This window comes from Bifidobacterium rousetti, assembly GCF_008698235.1.
Classification (GTDB): domain Bacteria; phylum Actinomycetota; class Actinomycetes; order Actinomycetales; family Bifidobacteriaceae; genus Bifidobacterium; species Bifidobacterium rousetti.
Genome location: NZ_PEBH01000006.1, coordinates 105,838 through 126,997 on the forward strand (window position 1 = coordinate 105,838; position 21,160 = coordinate 126,997).

The window sequence follows — 21,160 nt, forward strand, 5'->3', positions numbered from 1 at the left end:
CGGCTCATGGACAGTTCGATGACGAAACCCGCGCCGCCTCCCCCGCAGGACGCCCCGCGCGACACGATTCCCGATCCGGCTGTGCCGGTCACACCGGGCGCGCAGCCCGCCCCGCAGCCCGCCCCACCTCCGCAGCCGCTGATCCCGGCGATCCTCGCGGACCGGGATCTGCCCGGCCCGTTGAGCCTCGAAAGACTGGCGACCATGGGGTCGATCAGCAAACTCGATACGCGCAGCGGCTACTGGTCCGAGCACGCGGACACCCTGTTCGGCCGCGCGATGATCGCGTACCGGATCATCCCGATCTCGGCGATCGCCTGCGCGTTCACCGCGCTGTGGGTGTGGATGGGAGGCGCGTTCCCCGACACCGTGGACGTGATGTCGCGCTCGCACTACCGCACCGCGCAGCACGGCCGTCGCGTGCGCGTGTTCTCGCGCAAGATCGCCCGCCGTGACCTGGCGCGTATCGGCGGGCTCGGCGTCACCCGCCCGGCGCGCACGATCTGCGACATCGTGACGATCTTCGGCGAGGAGCCGGACGCCGAGGCGCTCATCGACCCGATCGCCGAGTGCATGGACGCGTACGACTTCTCCCCGAACGACTGCATCACGATCATCGACGAGAACCCGTGCATGGTCACCGCCCCGCAGGCGCGCGACTTCCTGCGCGACATCGCCCGCGTCTACGCCCGACGCCGCCCGGAGGTCGCCGGATTGCCTCCCGACGCGCGCGAGCCGGCCGCCCCTACGCCCACCGCTCCCGCTACTCCTGCTTGATCTTGAGCACCGCCGCGTAGATCTGCTTGCGGTTGGGCAGGGTGCCGTCGGGCAGCGGATGCTCCTCGGCGACCTGGCTGATCGCCTCCTTGATGCGCAAACCGTCCTCGAGCGCGCGGTCGATCGCGAGCACGGCCAGTTCCTCGGTCGTCAGCGTGCTCGGCGCGGCGGCGGTCGCCTCCTCGTCGGACGCGCCGGCGACGACGAGCACCATCTCGCCGCGCGGCGGATCGGAACGCACGCCGTCGCGGATCTCGACGATCGTACCGCGGCGCACCTCCTCATAGTCCTTGGTCAGCTCGCGGCACAGGGCCATGCGACGGTTCGGGCCGAACGCCTCCAGAAGGTCGTCCATCGAATCGTCGATGCGATGCAGCGTCTCGTAGAAGACCATCGTGCGGCGCTCGGGCAGCAGCGTGCGCAGATGCTGCATGCGCTCGGAGTGCTTGCGCGGCAGGAATCCCTCGTAGCAGAAGCGGTCCGTGGGCAGGCCGGACAGGGCGAGCGCGTCGAGCACGGCGGACGGGCCGGGCGCGCAGGTGACCGGCAGGCCGCGTTCGATCGCACGGCGCACGATCGCGAGCCCCGGATCGTTGATCGTGGGCATGCCCGCATCGGAGACGACGAGCACGGTCGCACCGGTCTCGACCTCATCGAGCAGGCCGTCGGCCTTGTTGCGCTCGTTGTGGTCGTGGTAGGCGATGACGCGGCCGTTCACATGCACGCCGAGACGGTTCGCGAGATCGTACAGGCGTCGCGTGTCCTCGGCGGCGACGATGTCGGCGCGCTCGATGAGCGCCTTCAGCCGCGCGGAGGCGTCGGACACATTGCCGATCGGGGTCGCGGCGAGCACCACCGTTCCGGCGGGGATGCGCACGTCTTCGACGGAATCGATCGGATTGTCCATTGCGGCGTCTGCGTTTGTCATGCTTACAGTATGGACCATGCCACCCCTGAGTATGCTGATTTCGGGAAGACAAATGATCCGGGGCATATCCCGGCCAGCATGAGCGGGCGGCGGAAGGCGAGGCTGTATGCGCACGATCTGGCAGGTGTTCACGCGCGATCTGAAGCGGATCCTGCGCAATCCGGTCGCGCTGGTGGTCACGCTTGGCGTGGCGATCATCCCGTCGCTGTACGCATGGTTCAACATCCTCGCGAACTGGGACCCGTACTCCGCCACCGGCAACATCCAGGTCGCCGTCGTCAACGACGACAAGGGCACCGACTCCCCGATCGCGGGCAAACTCGACGCCGGCGCGCAGGTCGTCGCGCAGCTGAAGAAGAACACCCAGCTCGGCTGGCGCTTCGTCAGCCGCGCGCAGGCGATGGAGGGCATGCAGAAGGGCGACTACTACGCGGCGATCGTCATGGACGACGACTTCAGCGAAAGCCTCGCGGGCGTGGTCACCGGGTCCGCGGACCGGCCGAAGATCACGTACTACGTCAATGAGAAGAAGAACGCGATCGCGCCGAAGATCACCGACACGGGCGCGAACACGATCGACGAGCAGATCAACCAGACGTTCGTGTCGACCGTCGGCGAGGTCGTCGCCAAAACCGTCACGAAGGCGGGCGACGACCTCGCGGACAAGACGGGCGCGACGACCGACGAGATCATCGCGGACCTCGACAGGACGAACGCGCGCATCGCCAAGGCGTCGGACACCCTCGCCGGGACGCGCAAGACCATCGACCAGTCGCGCAGCTCGGTCAAGGACGCGCGGCAGACGCTCGTCGAACTGCGCAAGGAGCTCGACGCCGCGCGCAAGGTTTCGGACAACACCGGCACGCTGCTGAACACCGCGCAGAACGACGCGCAACGCTTCTCCGGCGCGTTGACCGGCGCGTTCGACGTGGGCTCGGAGCAGCTGTCCGGCGTGGGCGTGCAGGCGAACGCGGCGGCCGGCACGATCATCGGATCGCTCAACACCGCGCAGGATTCGGTCGACCGCATCACGACGACGATCTCGAAGCCGCTCGACGACACGGCCGCGGCGATCGCCGACGTCAAATCCGCGCTCATCAAAGCCGGGATCGCCGAGGACACCACCGACCCGCTGGGCAGGCGCATCTGGAGCCAGATCAACGACCTCGACGCGGCGGTCAAGGCGCAACAGCAGCAGGTCGACGAGTTCCACAGGAACGCGACGACGTTCATCAACGCCGGCAAGGACGCCACGACGCATCTGTCGAACGTGGCGGGCACGGCCACGAGCGGCGGCATCGCAAGCCTCAACGCGGCGCGGCAGAACTTGACGACCTCGATCATGCCGAACCTCAACGCGTCGCTCGGCAGCTTCGCCGCGCTCAACGGCACGCTCGCGGGCACGCTCACCTCGCTCGACACGACGATCACGCAGGCCGACGGACTGTTCGAACAGCTCGACGGCACGCTCGCCGAGGCGTCGACGACGATCGGCGGCACCCGCGACTCGCTCAATACCCTCCAGAAAGACGTGACGACCGTGCGCAACGACGTCGCCGCGATCGAAAGCTCCGACACGTACGCCAAGCTGCGCGACCGGTTCAAACTCAACGACAAGGAGTTCGGCGCGTTCATGGGCAGCCCGGTCACGCTCACCACGAAGACCGTCTACCCGATCGCCAACTACGGTTCCGCGGTCACGCCGTTCTACACGAACCTCGCGCTGTGGGTCGGCGGCTTCGTACTCATCGCGATCTACAAGCTCGAGGTGGACCGCGAGGGCCTGCGCCGCATCACCGCCACGCAGGCCTATCTCGGCCGCTGGCTGCTGCTCGTCACGATCGGCTTCCTGCAGGCGGTCATCGCATGCGTCGGCGACCTGCTGCTCGGCATCCAGTGCGATCACCCGCTGCTGTTCATCCTCGCTGGCATATTCTGCTCGTTCGTGTACATCAACATCATCTACGCGCTGGCGGTCGCGTTCCGGCACATCGGCAAGGCGGTCGCGGTGATCCTCGTCATCATGCAGATCCCGGGCGCCTCCGGCCTCTACCCGATCGAACTGATGCCCGACTTCTTCCGCGACCTGCACCCGTGGCTGCCGTTTACGTACGGCATCAACGCGATGCGCGGACCGATCGGCGGCCTGTACGGGAACCACTACTGGATCGACATGCTGCATCTCGCGTACTACCTGCCGGTCGCGCTGTTCATCGGACTGGTCGTGCGCCGGTATGCGATGAACCTCAACGCGCTGTTCGACAGCCGTCTGAGCGACACCGACCTGATGATCACCGAACACAACACGATGGTCAACGAGAAAATGGGATTGAGCTCCGTGTTCCGCGAGGTCGCCGACTCCGGTTCCGGCGACCTGCGCGAGCTGCTCACGCGCCGCGCGCACCGGTTCTTCGCGCAATACCCGAAGCTCATCGTCTCCGGCCTGGTGCTGCTGACCGTGCTGCCGTTCGTCTTCCTCGTGCTGCTGTTCGTCATCCAGGCGAAGATCGCGATGCTCACCGCCTGGATCGTGTCGATCATCGTGATCGACGCGTATCTGATCGTCGTCGAGTACCTGCGCGAAAGCTACTCGCGCCAGCTGGGCGCGGGCGCGATGACGGCGGAGCAGTTCCGCGACGTGATGCTCAACGGGTACATCTGGCGGCGGGGGCGGCATGAGCGGCGCGGACGGAGCGGACGTGGATCGCGCGGTGACGACGGACGCAATGACGGCAAGGGAGGCGAGCGATGAGGAACATCTGGCGCATCTTCGCGCGTGACATCCAGCAGGCCACGCGCAACGTGATCGCGATCATCGTGTCGGTGGGCCTCATCATCGTGCCCTCGCTGTACGCGTGGTACAACATCGCGGCCAGCTGGGACCCGTACGGCAACACGAAGTCGCTCAAGGTCGCCGTCGCGAACACCGACAGCGGCTACAAGTCGGATCTCATGCCCGTGACGATCAACGTGGGCGAGACCGTGGTGAGCGCCCTGCGCGCCAACCACCAGCTCGATTGGCAGTTCGTCGACAAGGACAAGGCGATCGACGGCGTGCACTCGGGCGAGTACTACGCGGCGCTCGTCATCCCGTCCAGCTTCAGCGCCGACATGATGACGCTGTTCTCTACGAAGGTCAAGCACGCGGAACTCGACTACTACCTCAACGAGAAAATCAACCCGATCGCCCCGCACATCACCGACGAAGGCGCCTCCACCGTCGCCTCGACCATCGACCAGACATTCGTCACGACGATCGGACAGGTCGCAATCGGACTGGCGTCGAACGTCGCGAAATACGCGGACACGCCGCAGATGCAGCAGTACGTGGCGAACGCGACCGGACACATCACGGCGATGTCGTCCCAGCTCAAGGCCGCGTCGGCGCAGGTCGGCGCGTACGCGGACCTCATCAAGTCGACCGAAAGCCTCATCGCGTCGACCGACAAGCTGCTCGGATCGACCGGATCGAGCGCGCAGGACGCGAAGAAGGCGATGACGCAGGCGCAATCCGGCGCCGACGGGCTCAAGAACGTGATGTCGAGCGCGGGATCGCAGGCCGAGGCGGCGCTGAAACGCGCCGACAAGGCGTACGCGGAGGTCGACAAGGAGATCGACGCGGCGTTCGACGACGTGAAGGTGCAGACCGGGCAGACGTCCGCCGCGCTGCGCAAGCTGCAGGGCAAGGTGCAGTCGCAGGCCGACGCGTACGGGAAGTACGCCGCGTCGCTGCGCGCGCTCGCCGACTCGGCGACGCTGACGGTGGTGAAGGACGCGCTGAACGCGGCGGCCGATCAGGCGGCGGACACGCAGGCGAAGCTCGTGTCCGCGGCCACGGCGCTGGGCGACGCGGCGCAGCGGATCGACGACGGCACGGCCGACGCGGAGCAGACCCGCGCGGACCTGAAGCAGCGGGTCGCCGACGCGCGGGCCGCGGTGGACAAGGCGGCGGACACGTACCGCACGACGCTGAAGCCGCAGCTCAAGGCGCTGGAGTCGTCGATCGACGAGCTGACCGCGCAGACCGGCACGGTGATCGACCGGCTGTCCGGCGCGACCGACGGGATGGCGTCGCTTTCGGACGGGGTCGGCGGCGGGCTGAAGGAGGCGCGCTCAGCGCTGGGAGACGTGTCGAAGGCGCTCACCGATTCGGCGGCGAAGCTGGACGCGCTGAACGGGAAGTTCGCGGGATTGACGGGGTCGGGGTCGGGCGGTTCGGGGTCGGGCTCGTCGTCCGGCTCCGGCGCGCCGGACCTGTCGGCGATCACCTCGGCGGACCCCGAACAGCTCGCGTCGCTGCTCTCCGCGCCGGTTCAGGTGGACCGCAAGGCGATCTATCCGATCGCGAACTACGGCTCCGCGATGGCGCCGTTCTACACGATCCTGTCGATCTGGGTGGGCGCGATCGTGCTCGCCGCGATGATGAAGGTCTCGATCTCCGACCACGAGAAGGCCGTGATTCTGGGACTCGGCAACAACCTGCCGCTCGGGTCCGACGTCGGCCTGCGCGAGGCGGTGCGCATCGGCCGCGCCGCCGGACCGGGGGCGATGATCGACGTGCTGCGCAAGCCACATTCCGAATCCCCCGGCAACGCGCGGCAGTTCGGTCTCAAGCTGTATCAGGAGTACTTCGGCCGGTACATGATCTTCGGCCTGTTCGCGCTGCTGCAGGGCACGCTCATCTGCCTTGGCGACCTGTTCTACCTCGGCGTGCAGTGCGAGCATCCGTTCCTGTTCATGCTGACCGGCTGGCTCGCGGCGCTCGTGTTCTCGAACATCGTGTACACGCTCACGGTGTCGTTCGGCGACATCGGCAAGGCGATCGCCGTGGTGCTGCTCGTCATGCAGGTGGCCGGCTCCGGCGGCACGTTCCCGGTGGAGACGCTACCGCCGTTCTTCCAGGTGGTCGCCAAGTGGCTGCTGTTCCCGTACGGCGTCGACGCGATGCACTCCGCGATGGCCGGAGCCTACGGCATGGAGTACTGGATCGCGATGGGCAAGCTGGCCCTGTTCCTGGTGCCTTCGCTGCTGCTCGGGCTCATGCTGCGCAAGCCCGTGATCCGCCTCAACGACTGGATCATCCGCAACCTCGAAAGTACCAAGGTGATGTGAGCCACCTCTCTCGGCTCCCCTTGTCAGGGGAGCTGTCCGCGAAGCGGACTGAGGGGTAGTCATAACCGGCGCACAGTCAGCGTGTCAGATCCACCGATCGGACATCGCGAAGCTGTTGCGCATCAGGTTGCTGGACGTGTACAGCACGTCGTTGAGCAGCTTGTGCGCATGGGTCTCGAGGTAACCGGCCATGTGCTCGTTGGCCTTCGCCAGCTCGACCGGCACGTCGGTCGAACCGCCGCGTACCCCGGCCGGCGCGTCCGCAGGCGACTGGTCCGTCCCCGCATCACCCGCCTTCGCGAGCGCCGCATCCGTCTCCTCGACCAGCCGATGACCGAACACGCGCACCTGCTCGACATACGCGCCGATCAGGTTCTGCGTCTCGAACCAGTGCGCGTCCGCGAGCGCCGCGATCAGACGGTTCGTCCAATACAGGTTCGCGGTCGACACCTCCGCGGTCGTATCGCGCAGATACGCGGGCGTATCGCGAACGTTCGCGTAGAACGGCGCCGCGGTCGTGAACGGGCCGGAGCCGTACGAGATCCACATCACCGCGCGCGACGATTCCGGCGCGTACGGACGCAGCTGGATCGCGACCATGTGACCGGTGCGGTTCACGCCGATCGGGCGATAACGGTGACGCGACTCGGGCGTGCCGAGCGTGCCGTACGGGTCGTAGGGCGTGTCCTCGAAGTGCGAGCCGAGCAGGAAGTCGATGTCCTCGATCGACACCTTGCTTTCGGGCACACGGCACCACGGGATGTCGTCGGAGATCGGCGTGAACAGCGCGTTGGGCGAATCCCAGTCCTCGCTCGGGTTCAGGTGACGCTGCATGTACCAGGCGCGAGGCGTGTTGTAGATGTGATCTTTCGGCGTGGTCGCGCCGAACACGACGCGCGGGTTGAAGCGGTCGCGGCGGTGGCTGGAGGCGGCGCGGCGCGAGGCGTGCGCGCGCATCGTGCGATCGAGGTGATGGTCGACGATGAACTCGCGCAGGTCGGCGCTGCACAGGTATTCGCGCTGATCGCCGAACGCGTCGGACAGGTCGAAGTCGTCGATGCCGAGCTGGTTGGGGATCGTCGCGTAGCAGTCGTCGGGCACGCGGCGTGCGATCCAGTGATGTCCGCCGATCGTCTCGACATACCAGATCTCGTCCACGTCGGAGATGATCACGCCGTTCGACTCGTACGTGCCGTATTCCTCGAGCAGCGCGCCGAGCCGTGCGACGCCCTCGCGCGCGGTCTTCACGTACGGCAGGACGAGGGTGATGATGTCCTCCTCGCCGATGCCGCCGGGGATTTCGGCGGAGGGGCCGGCGGCGCCGGCGGTGCCGGTACCAGTCACGGCCACATCGGTCACGGCCGCGTCGGAGCCGGCGTCCGGGCTCGCGGGAATCAGCTCGACGAATGGGTCGGCGGCGGCCACGCGCTCGTTGACCGCGATCGTCTCAGTCGCGCTCATCGCGACGTTGTACTCGTTCGCGCCTGCCTCGGCGAGGATGCCGCGGTTGTTGAGCACGTTCGGCACGATCGAGTACCGGCACGGGTCGTCCGGCAGGTCGATCTCGACATGGCTCAGGACGCTGCGGTAGTGCCGCGGCTGGTCTTTCGGGTCGACGGCGACGAAGCGCTTGGGATCATAGCGGCCCGAACCGGAGTCATCGTCACGCGCGATGATGGTCGAACCGTCGTAACTGGCTGCTTTTCCAACGAGAATGGTGGTGCATGACATGCCGCCCTACTCTAGGAGTGTCCCCCCACCCAAGCAAATCATGCCCAAGGATGATTCGCGATTATGGGCGACTCCGATTGCGGACGACTCCTGTACACTCTTCCCGCCCCGGCAAGCCGCCACGCCATCCATCCGCCAACGACCCCCCGCCAGCGCCCAACCCCAAGAGAGAATCCCGTCACCATCTGACACGCATCTCTCGCCAACGCCCAGCTCAGCGGGACGTCCCCGTCACCATGTCACGCACGGCTCTCACTGACACCCCACCCAGCGAGACACACACGTCACCACCCGGCATACGTCTCTCACTGACACCGAGTCAGCGAGATGTATCCGTCACCGCGCCTCACGAAAACTCTCGCCAGCACCCAGTTCAGCGAGACGTTTCCGCCACCATCCGTCCCCCGTCTCCCGCTATCCTCGCCCGAGCAAGACGTTCCCGTCACCAACCCGCACTCGCCTCTCGCCGACGCACTGTCCAACGAGAGAAACTCATCACCAACCCCACACACACCTCTCACTGGCGCCGTCCCAGCGAGACATGTCCGTCACCAGCCCACACGAGTCTCTCACCAGAACCGGAACATCAAGCGTTCCCCGACACCATCCAACAAAAAGGGCCGGGCAGGCGATCACACGGATAAAGCAATGATGAACCGACGCCGGCCACGGCCCAGGATCACTGCAGAAAAAAGAAAAACCCTCCGGAGGTGGAATTCCGGAGGGTTTGTGGAGCTGATGGTAATCGAAACCACGACCTCTTCGATGCGAACGAAGCGCTCTACCAACTGAGCTACAGCCCCTTGGTGTGTTGTCTTGCTCCGCAGGACAACTCGCCCCAATATAGTCGATTCCCACGCATTCGCAACGCGACACGCGGAGGAATCAGCCAATTGGTTCCGATTTTTTGTCTCCCAGCCAACAACCAGTCAATCACGAACCAGTCACGCCCCGAACACTCCCACCGGAATCACATACACGTCATCTTCCTTGCGCCGGTACGCGAACTCCCCCACGCCGATGAGGACCGCGAGGAACTCCGGCTCGCGCGTCCTGGCGCCGGGTTTCTTCAGTAGCTTATCCCGCATACGGATCAGATTCGCCGCAGCGGCAGGCACCTTGTCCTCGCTTGACTTGATCTCGATCCCAGCCCATCGCCCATCGGCCAACTCAATGATGACATCGCACTCCAGTCCCGAATCGTCATGGTAATAACGTACTGGATCCATGCCGACGTCCGGCAACGCACGCGCATATACCAGCAAATCACGGATACAAAGATTCTCGAACAGAAAACCGAACGTCTGCCAATCACCCAACAACGCCGCAGGGCTCATACCAAGCGCCGCGGCGGCGATGGACGGATCGGCGAAATAGCGACGAGGCTTCGTCTGCAGGCGTTTCGGGTCACGCGCCGGAGGCACCCACCCGCGAACCGGATCGATGACGAACATGTTCTCGAACATCGTCACGTATTCGGACACCGTACGCTCGGATATGAAGTCGTCCAGACTCTCTTCTGCTCCGTACATGTCCTTGCGCAACGTCTTGAACGTGACCGCCTGACTGATATTGCGTGCAAGGGAATCAAGCAGCCTTCGCGCATTGTCCGGATCCTTGCCCTGCTTCGGCACACTCTCCGACAGCGTCAGACGGATGTATTCGCGAATCAAGATCTGGGCATCGGCAACGGGCATCCCAACCGCCTCCGGCCATCCACCACGGCACACCGCATCCAACAGCGTTCGAGTATCAATCGTCGACTTGGCGGCGGTGAACTGATGAGCGAACAAACCGGAAAGACTGACTTCGCCGCCGGACACACCGGATTCCGCAAGCGTCATGGGATTCATTCGTATGCGGCCGATACGCCCCGCACCGCTGTGGTGAGGAGCCTGCCGCCCAAGTGGGGTGGATGATCCGGTAAGAAGCCATCGTCCTTTCTCCCCCGGTTCGTCATCGACGCCATGACGCACCTCATCCCAGATACCTGGCGCAAGTTGCCATTCGTCGATGACATGGGGACGTTCCCCGATCAGCATCAGCGACGGGTCGGCGCGTGCTGCATCCAGATTGTTGCCGCGATCAACGTACGTGATGCTGGATGCATGCGCACGCGCCGACCACGTCTTGCCGCACCATTTGGTGCCCGCGATCTCTACAGCGCCGAAAATACGCATATACCGTTCGATCTGCGCATCAACGATCCTTGGTCGATAGCCGACTGGTGTGATACCGTCAGATCGCCGTGGTGCCGCGTTCCCGTATGATGCTTCAGAATCCATCGAACTCTAACCTTCTTTCCAGTATTCCGTACACACGACTCACACCAACCACTAAAATCCGAAATTTCTGACTGCACAAATCCGCATCTTTGAACTACAATAATCCGAATTTCTCAACTACCAAAATCCGAATAGCGACAGCGGATGGGACGACATCGGTCAGGCAAGTACGTTGGTCATGTCGACAGATACGACAAAGCCCGGTCACAGGGACCGGGCTCAGGGCAACAACGCGGATGGCGCAAGCGTCCGCGATCACTCAGCGGCATCACTCGGCGGCGTGGGCGGGCTCCTTCTTTTTGCCGAACTTGGCCTTGAACAGGCCGATGATCGTCGGAGCGAGCGAGACCAGCAGGATCAGCACGATCACCAGCTCGAAGTGCTCCTGCACGGCCGGGATGTTGCCGAAGAAGTAGCCGAGGAACGTGAACAGCGACGACCACACGAGGCCGCCGAGCACCGAGAACGGCGCGAAACGGCTCCATCGCATGCCGGAGATGCCGGAGATGAACGGCATGAACGTGCGGATGAACGGGAAGAAGCGACCGAGGAACACGGCCAGCGGCCCCCACTTCTCGATCATCTTCTCGGTCTTGGCGATGCGCTCGGGGGTCATCGCCTTGACCTTGCCGGACTGGATGATGCGACGGCCGAAGAAGTGGCCGATGAAGTAGTTGCACTGGTCGCCGATGATCGGGGCGAGCCACACGACCGGCAGCAGGAAGTGCAGCGGCAGCGCGGCCTTGCCGGTCACGGCGTCGGGCGCCGCGAACACGCCCGCCGCGAACAGCAGGGAGTCACCGGGCAGGAACGGGAAGAACACCACGCCCGTCTCGATGAAGATGATCAGGAAGATGAAGCCCAGCGTGGGCGCCACACCCATAGCGATCCAGCCGGCGATCGCCGCGCGCGGATCCTTGAGCAGTTCGATGATGAAATTGATAAAAGCCATAACGCTGTCACTCTATCAGGCTCGCCCTATCAGGAGGAGTGATCGGGATCCGACATCCAATTTAAGAAAATCGTCGACGACTTGACTACCCCTCAGCCCCGCTTTGCGGGCCAGCTCCCCTGACAAGGGGAGCCAAAAAGTCAACGAAACACTGACGCACGACTGTCTCACGCCTCCAGACGCCGGCGCACGAACCCGTCGAGCGCGGCCGCGTCGATGCCCTCGTACCCGTCGATCGAGGCGAACTGCGGACCGGCGGACGTGTCGGTGCGGATCGTGCAGGTCTGCGCGATCGTGGTCGCACCGGACGCGGCTCCCGCGGTCAGGCCGACGAGCGTATCCTCCAGAACCACGCATTTGGCCATGTCCTCGCGCGCGATGCCGAGCTTCGAGGCGGCCAGCAGGTACGGTGCCGGGTCCGGCTTGTGCTTGGCGTCGTCGTCGCCGCACACGTACCCCGCGAACAGGCCGGGGGCGGCATCGAGCACGTTCTCGACGATCGGACGCGGGGAGGTGCTCACCAGCATCGACGGGATTCCGGCCTCCTTGAGCGAGCGCAGCGAGTCGAGCACGCCGTCGATCCACGGCATGTGGATCTTCTCCTGATCGAAGACGTACTGCTTGAGCTGCCTGTCGATCTCCTCGACCGACAGCGTGCAGCCGTGCTCGATCATGCGCCTCGCGACGTCGGGCACCGGCGTACCGGAGCACTCCCAGCCGAGTTCCTCGCTCCATTCGCCGCCGTGTTTCGCGGCGATCTCGAACTCGCCGTCATGCCACAGGGGCTCCGAATCGATGAGAGTGCCGTCGAGATCCCAGAACGCAGCTTTGAGCAGCATGATTCCTCCGTCCATCGTTGTTCCGTTCGATTCCATCACACCAAATCAGCCCGACAGACAGACGCGCAGGAATGGCGGAATCATCACGACGACGCAACGACGAAAGCCGTACGCGGGATGGCGGAACGCCCCCAGCGTACGGCTTCGGTCAGCACGGCTTCGGTCAGCGCCAGATGACCAGCGATTTGTCGTCGGACGGATCGCCGGATCCGAACGCGTCACCGGCGCCCGCCCCGCCGCGCGACGTGCGCGACGCCGGGCGTCCCGGCAGCTCGCGCATCTGCGTGCGGATCGCGCGACGCCACATGCGCGCGCTGTTCGACCGTTGCATCTCGACGATGTCGCCGTCACGTCCGGCCGCGAACACGCTCTCCTCGCCGGCCGTCTGCAGGCGACGCACCTGCCGGCGCAGCTGGCGGTTCTCCTCCTGCAGCGTGAGGATGCGCGTCACGCCGGACAGGTTGATGCCTTCGGCCTGGATCAGCCGCTGCGCCTGGACGAGCCGGTCGATGTCGCGCAGACAGTACCGGCGCGCGCCGCCCTCCGTGCGCTGCGGGACGACCAGTCCGATGCGATCGTACTGGCGCAGCGTCTGGGGGTGGATGTCGGCGACTTCGGCGGCCTGGCCGATCGTGAACACCGGCAGTTCGAGGTCGAATCCGGCGTCGTCGGCACCGTCGAGATCAGCCCGGCCGAGCACGATCGCCGCCGCGCACATCGCGTACAGCTGGCGCAGCTCACGCGCGATTCTCGCCATGATTCACCTCCAAACATCCGTTCCGGAAAAGCGATTCTCTCCACCAGTCGGTTTTACCGACAGCCCCCTCAGCAGAGGGGGCCACACCGCGGAACGGTCACCGTGGGATGTAGTCGCCCGCGGCCTTGTCGAACTCCTTGGCGGCGTGCTTGACGCCCAGACCCGGCTTGACCGGGACCTGAATCATCACGCGGCCGATGAGATCGCCCGGCGTATTGCCGGCCTGCACGCCCTTGCCGGCGACCTTCACCTCGGTGCCGCTGGACGAGCCCGCAGGCACCTTGAACGTGACTGTCTCGCCGTCGATGTCGGTGGCCTCGACCTTCGCTCCGGCGACAGCCTCGCCCACGCTCACGGGCAGATCCATCACCAGATCGTGGCCGCGCATCGTGAACTTGGAATCGGGCTTGACGTTGACCTGCAGATACAGGTCGCCGTGCGCCCCTCCGTTCAGGCCCGCGTGGCCCTTGCCAGCCAGACGGATCTTCTGACCGTCGCGCACGCCCGCGGGGATGTGCGTCTTGAACTTCGAGCCGTCCACGGACAGCGAGACGGTCGCGCCCTTGGCGGCCTGACGCAGCGTCAGGGTGATCTTCGAGTTGCGGTCCTTGCCCTTGGTCGGGGTCGGGGGCTCCTCATACGAATAGCCGCCGGGACCCGCGCCGTATGCACCGGCACCGCCCGCACCGGGGCCCGCCGCGCCACCGAACATCGAGAAGATGTCGTTGAGGTTCGGATTGCCGCCGCCGGACGTGGAGAAGCGGATGCGAGAGCCGTTGCCACCCATGCCGGCGCCAGCGCCCTGACCGAACATCGAGCCGAAGATGTCGGAGAAGCCGGAGGCGTCGAAACCGCCCTGACCGGATCCGCCGGCGAAGCGGGCGCCGCCCATGCCGAACTGGCGGATGGCATCGTACTTCTGGCGCTGATCCTTGTTGCTCAACACGTCGTAGGCCTCGGAGATGTCCTTGAACTTCTCCTCCGCCTCCTTGGTCTTGTTGAGGTCGGGGTGGTACTTGCGCGCGAGCTTGCGGTACGCCTTGGTGATCTGCTCGGGGGTGGCGTCCTTGGAGACACCAAGGACCTTGTAGAAGTCTTTGCTCAGCCATTCGTTCTCAGCCATTCATGTCTCCTTTCGTGTTGTTTTTGCAAATAAGTAAGTTATGAGTAAGTGCGTTGCCGCGTGGGGCGGGCGAATCGCATACTGTGACACGCTCCGGGCCGCTCTGGCCAAGTCTTTACGGTCTCAATATGCGATTCGCCCGCCCCACGCTCACTTGGGTGCGTAACTTGCGTTACGTTTGTCCCACCTCTGCACATTTCCCGGCCCACCGGCGAGTTTGCAGAGGTTGGTCGACTTCTACAAACTCCTTGTAGAGGGTGGGAGATGGGATCAGTGCTGGGGGGAAGAGACTACGACTCGGGCGGCGCGGATCACGCGGTCGCCGATGCGATAGCCGGCCTCCACCACGGTGTCGACGGTCTCCTTTTCGGCCGACGCGTCCGGCTTGTGCAGGATCGCGTCGTGCTTGGTCGGGTCGAAGTCCTCGCCGGCCTCGCCGAACTTCTCGACGCCGAACTTCTCGAAGGCCTTGTCGATCTTCGCGGCGACGGCCTTGAAGGACTCGTCCATCTCGCTGTTGGCGCGGATGCGGTCAATATCGTCGAGGGCGGGCAGCAGCGCGGTCAACACGTCGATGATGCCGTGCTGGCGGAAGCGCTCCTGCTCCTTCTTCGCGCGATTGCGGTAGTTGATGAACTCCGCGCGCTCGCGCTGCAGGGCCTCGAGGTAGTCGGCGGCCTCCTTCTTGGCCTGACCCAGCGGGGTCAGGGTGTTGTCGGAGTCCTTGCCGTCCTTGTCGGCGGCGTCGTCCTTGTCGGCGGCACCGGCGGCCGCGGTATCGGCCTGACCGGAGGGCTCTCCTTCAGTCGCGGCAGTCGCCGCGCCAGCTCCCTCGTCAGAGGGAGCCGAGGTCTTGGCGGCGGCAGCGGCGTCGGCGGGGGTGTCGGCCGGGGCCGACGACGCGGCGGTGTCGCGCGCATCGTCGGGGTCCGGCAGATCCTTCAGATAGTCGTCCTTGTTGAATTCAGCCATCGGACGGGACCTTACTTGTTGTCCTTGTCGTCGTCATCCACGACTTCGGCGTCCACCACGTCGTCGTCACCGCCGTTGGAGGCGGAACCCGACGCGGCACCGGCCGCACCGGCACCAGCGCCCGCGGCGCCAGCGGCACCGGCCGCGCCTTCGGCGCCCTGCTGGGCGTAGAGGGCCTGACCGATCTTCTGGGCGGAGGTCATCAGCTCGCTCTGCGCGGTCTTGACCTTCTCGATGTCGTCGCCCTTCAGCGCCTCCTTGAGGGCGTTGACCTTCTCGGTGACCTCGTTGGCCACCTCGTCGGACAGCTTCTCCTTGTTGTCGTTGACGAGCTTCTCGGTGGAGTAGGCGAACGCCTCGGCCTGGTTGCGGGTCTCGGCCTCCTCCTTGCGCTTCTTGTCCTCGGCCTCGTGGGCCTCGGCCTCCTTGACCATGCGGTCGATCTCGTCCTTCGGCAGGCCGGAGCCGCCGGTGATGGTCATCGACTGCTCCTTGCCGGTGCCCTTGTCCTTGGCGGACACGTGCACGATGCCGTTGGCGTCGATGTCGAAGGTGACCTCGATCTGCGGGACGCCACGCGGGGCCGGCGCGATGCCGGTCAGCTCGAAGGTGCCCAGCGGCTTGTTGTCGCGGGCGAACTCACGCTCGCCCTGGTAGACCTGAATCAGCACGGACGGCTGGTTGTCCTCGGCCGTGGAGAAGACCTCGGAACGCTTGGTCGGGATGGCGGTGTTGCGGTCGATGAGCTTGGTCATGATGCCGCCCTTGGTCTCGATGCCCAGCGACAGCGGGGTCACGTCGATCAGCAGGACATCCTTCTTGTCGCCCTTGATGACACCGGACTGGATGGACGCGCCGACGGCGACGACCTCATCCGGGTTGACGGACTGGTTCGCTTCCTTGCCGCCGGTGAGCTCCTTGACGAGCTCCTTGACGGCCGGCATACGGGTGGAACCGCCGACGAGCACGACGTGGTCGATGTCGCTCACGGAGATGTTCGCGTCGCGCAGCACGTTGTTGAACGGCGTGCGGCAACGGCCGAGCAGGTCGGAGGTCATCTCCTCGAAGTGGGCGCGGGTCAGCGTCTCGTCGAGGTGGACCGGCGTGCCGTCGGGGGTCATGGCCAGGTACTGCATGGAGATGCTCGTCGAGGTCGAGGAGGACAGCTCCTTCTTGGCCTGCTCGGCGGCTTCCTTCAGACGCTGCAGCGCGATCTTGTCCTTGGACAGGTCGACGCCGTACTTGTTCTTGACCTCGGAGACCAGCCAGTCGATGATCTTCTGATCCCAATCGTCGCCGCCGAGGTGGTTGTCGCCGTTCGTGGCCTGCACCTGAATGGTGGAGAAGCCGTCGTCGTCCTTGCCGATCTCCAGCAGGGAGACATCGAAGGTGCCGCCGCCGAGGTCGAAGACCAGGATACGCTCGTCCTCCTTGCCCTTCTCAAGGCCGTAGGCGAGGGCCGCGGCCGTCGGCTCGTTGATGATGCGCAGGACGTTCAGGCCGGCGATCTTGCCGGCGTCCTTGGTGGCCTGACGCTGGGCGTCGTTGAAGTACGCCGGGCAGGTGATGACGGCGTCGGTGACCGGCTCGCCGAGGTACGCCTCGGCGTCCCTCTTGAGCTTCATCAGGATCTGCGCGGAGATCTCCTGCGGGGTCCACTTCTTGCCGTCGATCTCGACGGACCAGTCGGTGCCCATGTGACGCTTCACGGAGGAGATGGTGCGGTCGACGTTGGTCACGGCCTGACGCTTGGCGACCTCGCCGACGAGGATCTCGCCGGACTTGCTGAACGCCACCACGGACGGGGTGGTGCGCATGCCCTCGGCGTTGACGATGACGGTGGGCTCGCCGCCCTCGAGAGTCGCGATGCAGGAATTCGTGGTGCCCAGATCGATACCAACTGCACGTGCCATAATGTGTGCTCCTTTTGTCCTTGCGTGCGTCGCCGGGGCGGCGCACGCCATGTTCTTACGTTCTTCGCCCGAGTTCCGGATGATCGTTCCTCGGACCTTCCAAAACTTGAGCCTACACCACTCAACTTCCGACTCGCAAGCTTTATTCCCGAATTCACCACAAAAAGTTGAGCGATTCCCACTCAACTTTTAATGAGGACCGGGTCCCTCTCGGCGGCTGGCCGCCAAGAGGGGCTTGCAGCGATCCGCCGATGCCAACGTTCGCAGTATGATGGTGTACCGTTCTTTGACTCCGGCGATGATGAGAGGAGCGCCCGATGACCAAAGCCGATATCCACGACGTCGCCAAGGCGGCGGGCGTCTCCATCTCGACGGTCTCCCGCGCGTTCACACGCCCCGACCTCGTCTCCGAGAAGACGCGGCGCAAGGTCCTCGATATCGCCGATCGCCTCGACTTCAATATCTCCCGCTCGGCAACGGCACTCAAATCCGGGCGCACGAACCGCGTGGCCCTGCTCATGAACGAGGAGATCACCAGCTGGTTCAACACCGAGGTGTTCGCCGGTCTGGAGTCGGTGATGCACCCGGCGGGCTACGACATCTCCCTGTTCCAGCACATCGACACGGCCGAGAACCGGCGCGAGTTCTTCACGGACCTGCCGATCAGACGCAACGTGGACGCGGTGTTCGTCGCGTCGTTCGCGATCGACCCGCACGAGGTCGAGCAGCTCAGACGCACCCGCGTGCCGATCATCGGCATCAACATCCCCTCGACCGACGGCTTCGACGCCTCGGTCAGCATCGACGACGAAGGCGGCATGTACCGGGCCGCGCAACATCTCATCGGACTCGGCCATCGCCGCATCGTGTACCCGTGCTCCGAGGCGGTGGAGGACATGGCCGCCTCGATCGACGCACGCGGACGCGGGTTCATCCGCGCGTGCGAGGAGGCGTCCGCCCGCCGCGGGGACCTCGATTGGCGCGTGCTCACCGTGCCGCGCGGGCCCGAATTCGTCGATTCGGCGCTCTCCGCGCTGCTCGCGCTGGACGAGTTCCCTGACGCGATCTGCTGCCAGATGGACATGATGGCGATCCCGATGATCATCGGGCTGGAACGATACGGCCGCCGCACGCCGCAGGACTACTCGATCGTCGGCTTCGACGACAGCGTCTACGCGCGCGAGCTGGGACTGACCACGATGCGACAGGACCCGCGCGCGATGGGCCGGTCCGCGGCGAGCAAGGCGCTCAAGCTGATCAACGGCGAGGAGCTGAGCGAGGGCGAGGCGCACGAGACCGTCGAGGCGCAGCTGGTGCTGCGCGGCACCGACGCCCCCTACGCCCCCACGGCTACAGCGCGTTGAACGCGCACCCGGCCAGCAGCATCGCCGGATACAGGGCGTAGAACACCCACTTGGTCCACGGCTGCCGCCAGCCGGCCTCGCCGTTGCGCCAGTGCAGGAACATGACGCCGACCGCGGGCACGATAAGCATCATCGCGCCGAACAGACCGGTGGTGACCATCATTTGCATACGTATGCAAACTCTTCGTGTTTCATTTTTTTGATTACTATATTTTTGCTGATTTTCCAACGATAATCGGCGTTTCATGGCCGATTGACAATGTTTGCATGAATCACGTATCCTGACAGTCATCTCAGGAAACCGCGAGACACTGGTCACAGCGGCGGTCCGGTCGCGGCGCCCGGCCGCAACAGCTTGGTCAACGTACGGCCAACACATGGTTACCGCACGGTCACTGAGGAATCAACGAGGAGAACTTAGCCTTATGAGCGACATCACCAATCACCCCGAAACCCACGCCGGCCGGCCCGGCCACCCCGCATGGCTCGCGGACGCGTGCTTCTACGAGATCTACCCGCAGTCGTTCAACGACTCGAGCGGCGACGGCATCGGAGACATCCCCGGCATCACCGCGAAACTCGACTACATCAGGAACCTCGGCTGCAACGCGCTGTGGATCAACCCGTGCTACGACTCCCCGTTCAAGGACGCCGGCTACGACGTGCGCGACTATCGCAAGGTCGCGGAGCGCTACGGCACGAACGACGACCTCATCGCCCTGTTCGATGCCGCGCACGAACGCGGCATGCACGTCCTGCTCGACCTCGTGCCCGGACACACCAGCGAGGAGCACGCATGGTTCCGCGCGAGCGCGCGACCCGATCCGGCGGAGCGAGTCATCGCGGGCGACGACGGCGGAACCCCGCAGAAGGAGAACGTCTCCGAACGCTACATCTGGACCGACTGCTGGATCTCCGGCGGCGACGGCCTGCCGTTCATCGGCGGCGAGACCGAACGCGACGGCACGTACATCCTCAACTTCTTCAAATGCCAGCCGGCCCTGAACTACGGCTTCGCGCACCCGAAGCAGGGCTGGCAGAAGCCCGCGCTCGGCCCCGACGCGCTCGCCACCTGCGACGCGATGGTCGACGTGATGCGTTTCTGGCTCACGCGCGGGGCCGACGGATTCCGCGTCGACATGGCCGACAGCCTCGTCAAACATGACGACTGGGGCAAGCCCCTCACGATCCGCACCTGGCAGTACATGTTCTCGAAGATCCGCCCCGAATTCCCCGAAGCCGCGTTCGTCTCCGAATGGGGGCGCCCGAACGAGTCAATGCAGGCCGGGTTCGACATGGACTTCTACCTCGACTGGCGTTGGGACGGCAATCCGAACGGGTACAACATGCTGCTGCGCAACACCGATACGCCGCTCGTGCGCGAGGGCGACCACAGCTATTTCAACGCCGATTCGGGCGAATCGATCCGCGGTTTCCTCGAGCAGTACGAGCCGCAGCTGCGCGACTGCGAACGCGCGGGCGGTCGCTTCGACCTCATCACGTCGAACCACGACACCCTGCGCGTCGGCCAGCGCCTGACCGAGCGCGAGCTCAAGATCGCGTACGGCATGCTGCTGACGATGCCCGGATGCCCGTTCGTCTACTACGGCGACGAGATCGCGATGCGCTATCGCCCGCTGCCCACCAAGGAGGGCGGCTACGTGCGCACCGGCAGCCGCACGCCGATGCAGTGGGACGCGAGGATGGCGAACCTCGGGTTCTCCGAGGCGGGCGATCCAGCCAGCCTGTATCTGCCGGTCGAGAGCGGCCCGTCGGCGCCGGGCGCCGCACCGGTGACGGTCGCGGATCGCATGGCCGATACGGATTCGCTGTGGCGCTGGATGCAGACCGTGCTGCGGTTCCGCCACGCCACACCGGCCCTGGCCTCCGACGCCGGTTTCGAGGTGCTGTCTGGCGACGGGAGGCTCTTCGCCTACCGCCGCACAGCGAAAGACGCCCCCGACTGCGTCATCGTGGCGATGAACCCCGGTCGGGACACGTTGCGCCTGCATCTCGACGACACCGATCGCGCCCACACCATCAGCCTTGCCGTCGGCGAGCCGACGATCAAGGCGGACGAGCTGGTTCTGCCGCCCCAATCCCTCGCGATCCTGCGCTAACTGCGTTATGAGGGGTACTTCGGGACTCCTGCGGACATCTATCTCGCTTACAAGGGGTATCTACCCGAAGTACAAAGCCCCGAGAACGGCCAGTCCTCGTGGCCGTCAAGCCATTTTGGGCTCTTATACCCACACCAGATACCCCTCGTAAGCGAGATAGAGGTTTGCAAAGCAGGAAATGTACCCCTCATAACGCAGATACGTATGAACAAGCAGCCCTGAACACTCGACTCAGCCACACCCATCGTATTGCAAACGATGTCAATACGCGGTATGGTCGTATGCAA

15 protein-coding genes and 1 tRNA gene are annotated in these 21,160 nt (G+C 65.0%); 5 read left to right on the top strand and 11 right to left on the bottom strand.

Translation table 11 applies throughout. The features are described from left to right. The first annotated feature begins 6 nt into the window (after positions 1 to 6). Entirely contained in the window at positions 7 to 777 is a 771-nt protein-coding gene (locus CSQ85_RS07520) for a hypothetical protein (RefSeq protein ID WP_150383548.1), read from the top strand. Here CSQ85_RS07520 and rsmI read toward each other — a convergent pair. Next, positions 764 to 1,705, bottom strand: a complete 942-nt coding sequence (gene rsmI / locus CSQ85_RS07525) for a 16S rRNA (cytidine(1402)-2'-O)-methyltransferase (protein WP_223846900.1) — start codon at positions 1,703 to 1,705, stop codon at positions 764 to 766. The genes CSQ85_RS07520 and rsmI overlap by 14 nt on opposite strands. A 106-nt stretch (positions 1,706 to 1,811) precedes the next feature. Here rsmI and CSQ85_RS07530 point away from each other — a divergent pair, with 106 nt between their 5' ends. After that, positions 1,812 to 4,457, top strand: coding sequence for a YhgE/Pip domain-containing protein (locus CSQ85_RS07530; RefSeq protein ID WP_150383550.1), 2,646 nt, complete (start codon positions 1,812 to 1,814; stop codon positions 4,455 to 4,457). Beyond that, positions 4,454 to 6,817, top strand: coding sequence for a YhgE/Pip domain-containing protein (locus CSQ85_RS07535; protein WP_150383551.1), 2,364 nt, complete (start codon positions 4,454 to 4,456; stop codon positions 6,815 to 6,817). Before CSQ85_RS07530 ends, CSQ85_RS07535 begins: the two co-directional genes overlap by 4 nt. A gap of 84 nt (positions 6,818 to 6,901) precedes the next feature. On the opposite strand, the gene CSQ85_RS07540 is transcribed toward CSQ85_RS07535, so the two are convergent. From CSQ85_RS07540 to dnaK, 9 genes are all read right to left on the bottom strand, one after another. Then, entirely contained in the window at positions 6,902 to 8,548 is a 1,647-nt protein-coding gene (locus CSQ85_RS07540; RefSeq protein WP_150383552.1) for a C69 family dipeptidase, read from the bottom strand. Between the two features lie 730 nt (positions 8,549 to 9,278). Then, positions 9,279 to 9,351: transfer RNA gene (locus CSQ85_RS07545), tRNA-Ala, on the bottom strand. A 141-nt stretch (positions 9,352 to 9,492) separates the two neighbouring features. Continuing rightward, on the bottom strand, positions 9,493 to 10,833 hold the full coding sequence (locus tag CSQ85_RS07550; protein WP_150383553.1) for an ATP-binding protein: 1,341 nt from the start codon (positions 10,831 to 10,833) through the stop codon (positions 9,493 to 9,495). Between the two features lie 268 nt (positions 10,834 to 11,101). Beyond that, positions 11,102 to 11,785, bottom strand: a complete 684-nt coding sequence (locus tag CSQ85_RS07555; RefSeq protein ID WP_150383554.1) for a DedA family protein — start codon at positions 11,783 to 11,785, stop codon at positions 11,102 to 11,104. Positions 11,786 to 11,952: 167 nt separating this feature from the next. Next, complete coding sequence (locus tag CSQ85_RS07560; protein WP_150383619.1) at positions 11,953 to 12,624, bottom strand: HAD family hydrolase; 672 nt, start codon at positions 12,622 to 12,624, stop codon at positions 11,953 to 11,955. Between the two features lie 163 nt (positions 12,625 to 12,787). Then, entirely contained in the window at positions 12,788 to 13,381 is a 594-nt protein-coding gene (locus CSQ85_RS07565; RefSeq protein ID WP_150383555.1) for a heat shock protein transcriptional repressor HspR, read from the bottom strand. A 97-nt stretch (positions 13,382 to 13,478) separates the two neighbouring features. Next, on the bottom strand, positions 13,479 to 14,504 hold the full coding sequence (locus CSQ85_RS07570) for a DnaJ C-terminal domain-containing protein (protein WP_150383556.1): 1,026 nt from the start codon (positions 14,502 to 14,504) through the stop codon (positions 13,479 to 13,481). 270 nt (positions 14,505 to 14,774) lie between these two features. Then, positions 14,775 to 15,476, bottom strand: coding sequence for a nucleotide exchange factor GrpE (gene grpE / locus CSQ85_RS07575; RefSeq protein WP_150383557.1), 702 nt, complete (start codon positions 15,474 to 15,476; stop codon positions 14,775 to 14,777). A gap of 11 nt (positions 15,477 to 15,487) precedes the next feature. After that, positions 15,488 to 17,389 carry a molecular chaperone DnaK gene (gene dnaK / locus CSQ85_RS07580; protein ID WP_150383558.1) on the bottom strand — a complete coding sequence of 634 codons (1,902 nt, stop codon included), beginning with the start codon at positions 17,387 to 17,389 and terminating at the stop codon, positions 15,488 to 15,490. 317 nt (positions 17,390 to 17,706) lie between these two features. Here dnaK and CSQ85_RS07585 point away from each other — a divergent pair, with 317 nt between their 5' ends. Continuing rightward, complete coding sequence (locus tag CSQ85_RS07585; RefSeq protein WP_150383559.1) at positions 17,707 to 18,753, top strand: LacI family DNA-binding transcriptional regulator; 1,047 nt, start codon at positions 17,707 to 17,709, stop codon at positions 18,751 to 18,753. Here the strand turns inward: CSQ85_RS07585 and CSQ85_RS07590 are convergent. Beyond that, complete coding sequence (locus CSQ85_RS07590) at positions 18,740 to 18,922, bottom strand: hypothetical protein (protein WP_150383560.1); 183 nt, start codon at positions 18,920 to 18,922, stop codon at positions 18,740 to 18,742. The genes CSQ85_RS07585 and CSQ85_RS07590 overlap by 14 nt on opposite strands. A gap of 256 nt (positions 18,923 to 19,178) precedes the next feature. Here CSQ85_RS07590 and CSQ85_RS07595 point away from each other — a divergent pair, with 256 nt between their 5' ends. Next, on the top strand, positions 19,179 to 20,873 hold the full coding sequence (locus tag CSQ85_RS07595; RefSeq protein WP_150383561.1) for an alpha-amylase family glycosyl hydrolase: 1,695 nt from the start codon (positions 19,179 to 19,181) through the stop codon (positions 20,871 to 20,873). The last annotated feature ends 287 nt before the right edge of the window (positions 20,874 to 21,160 follow it).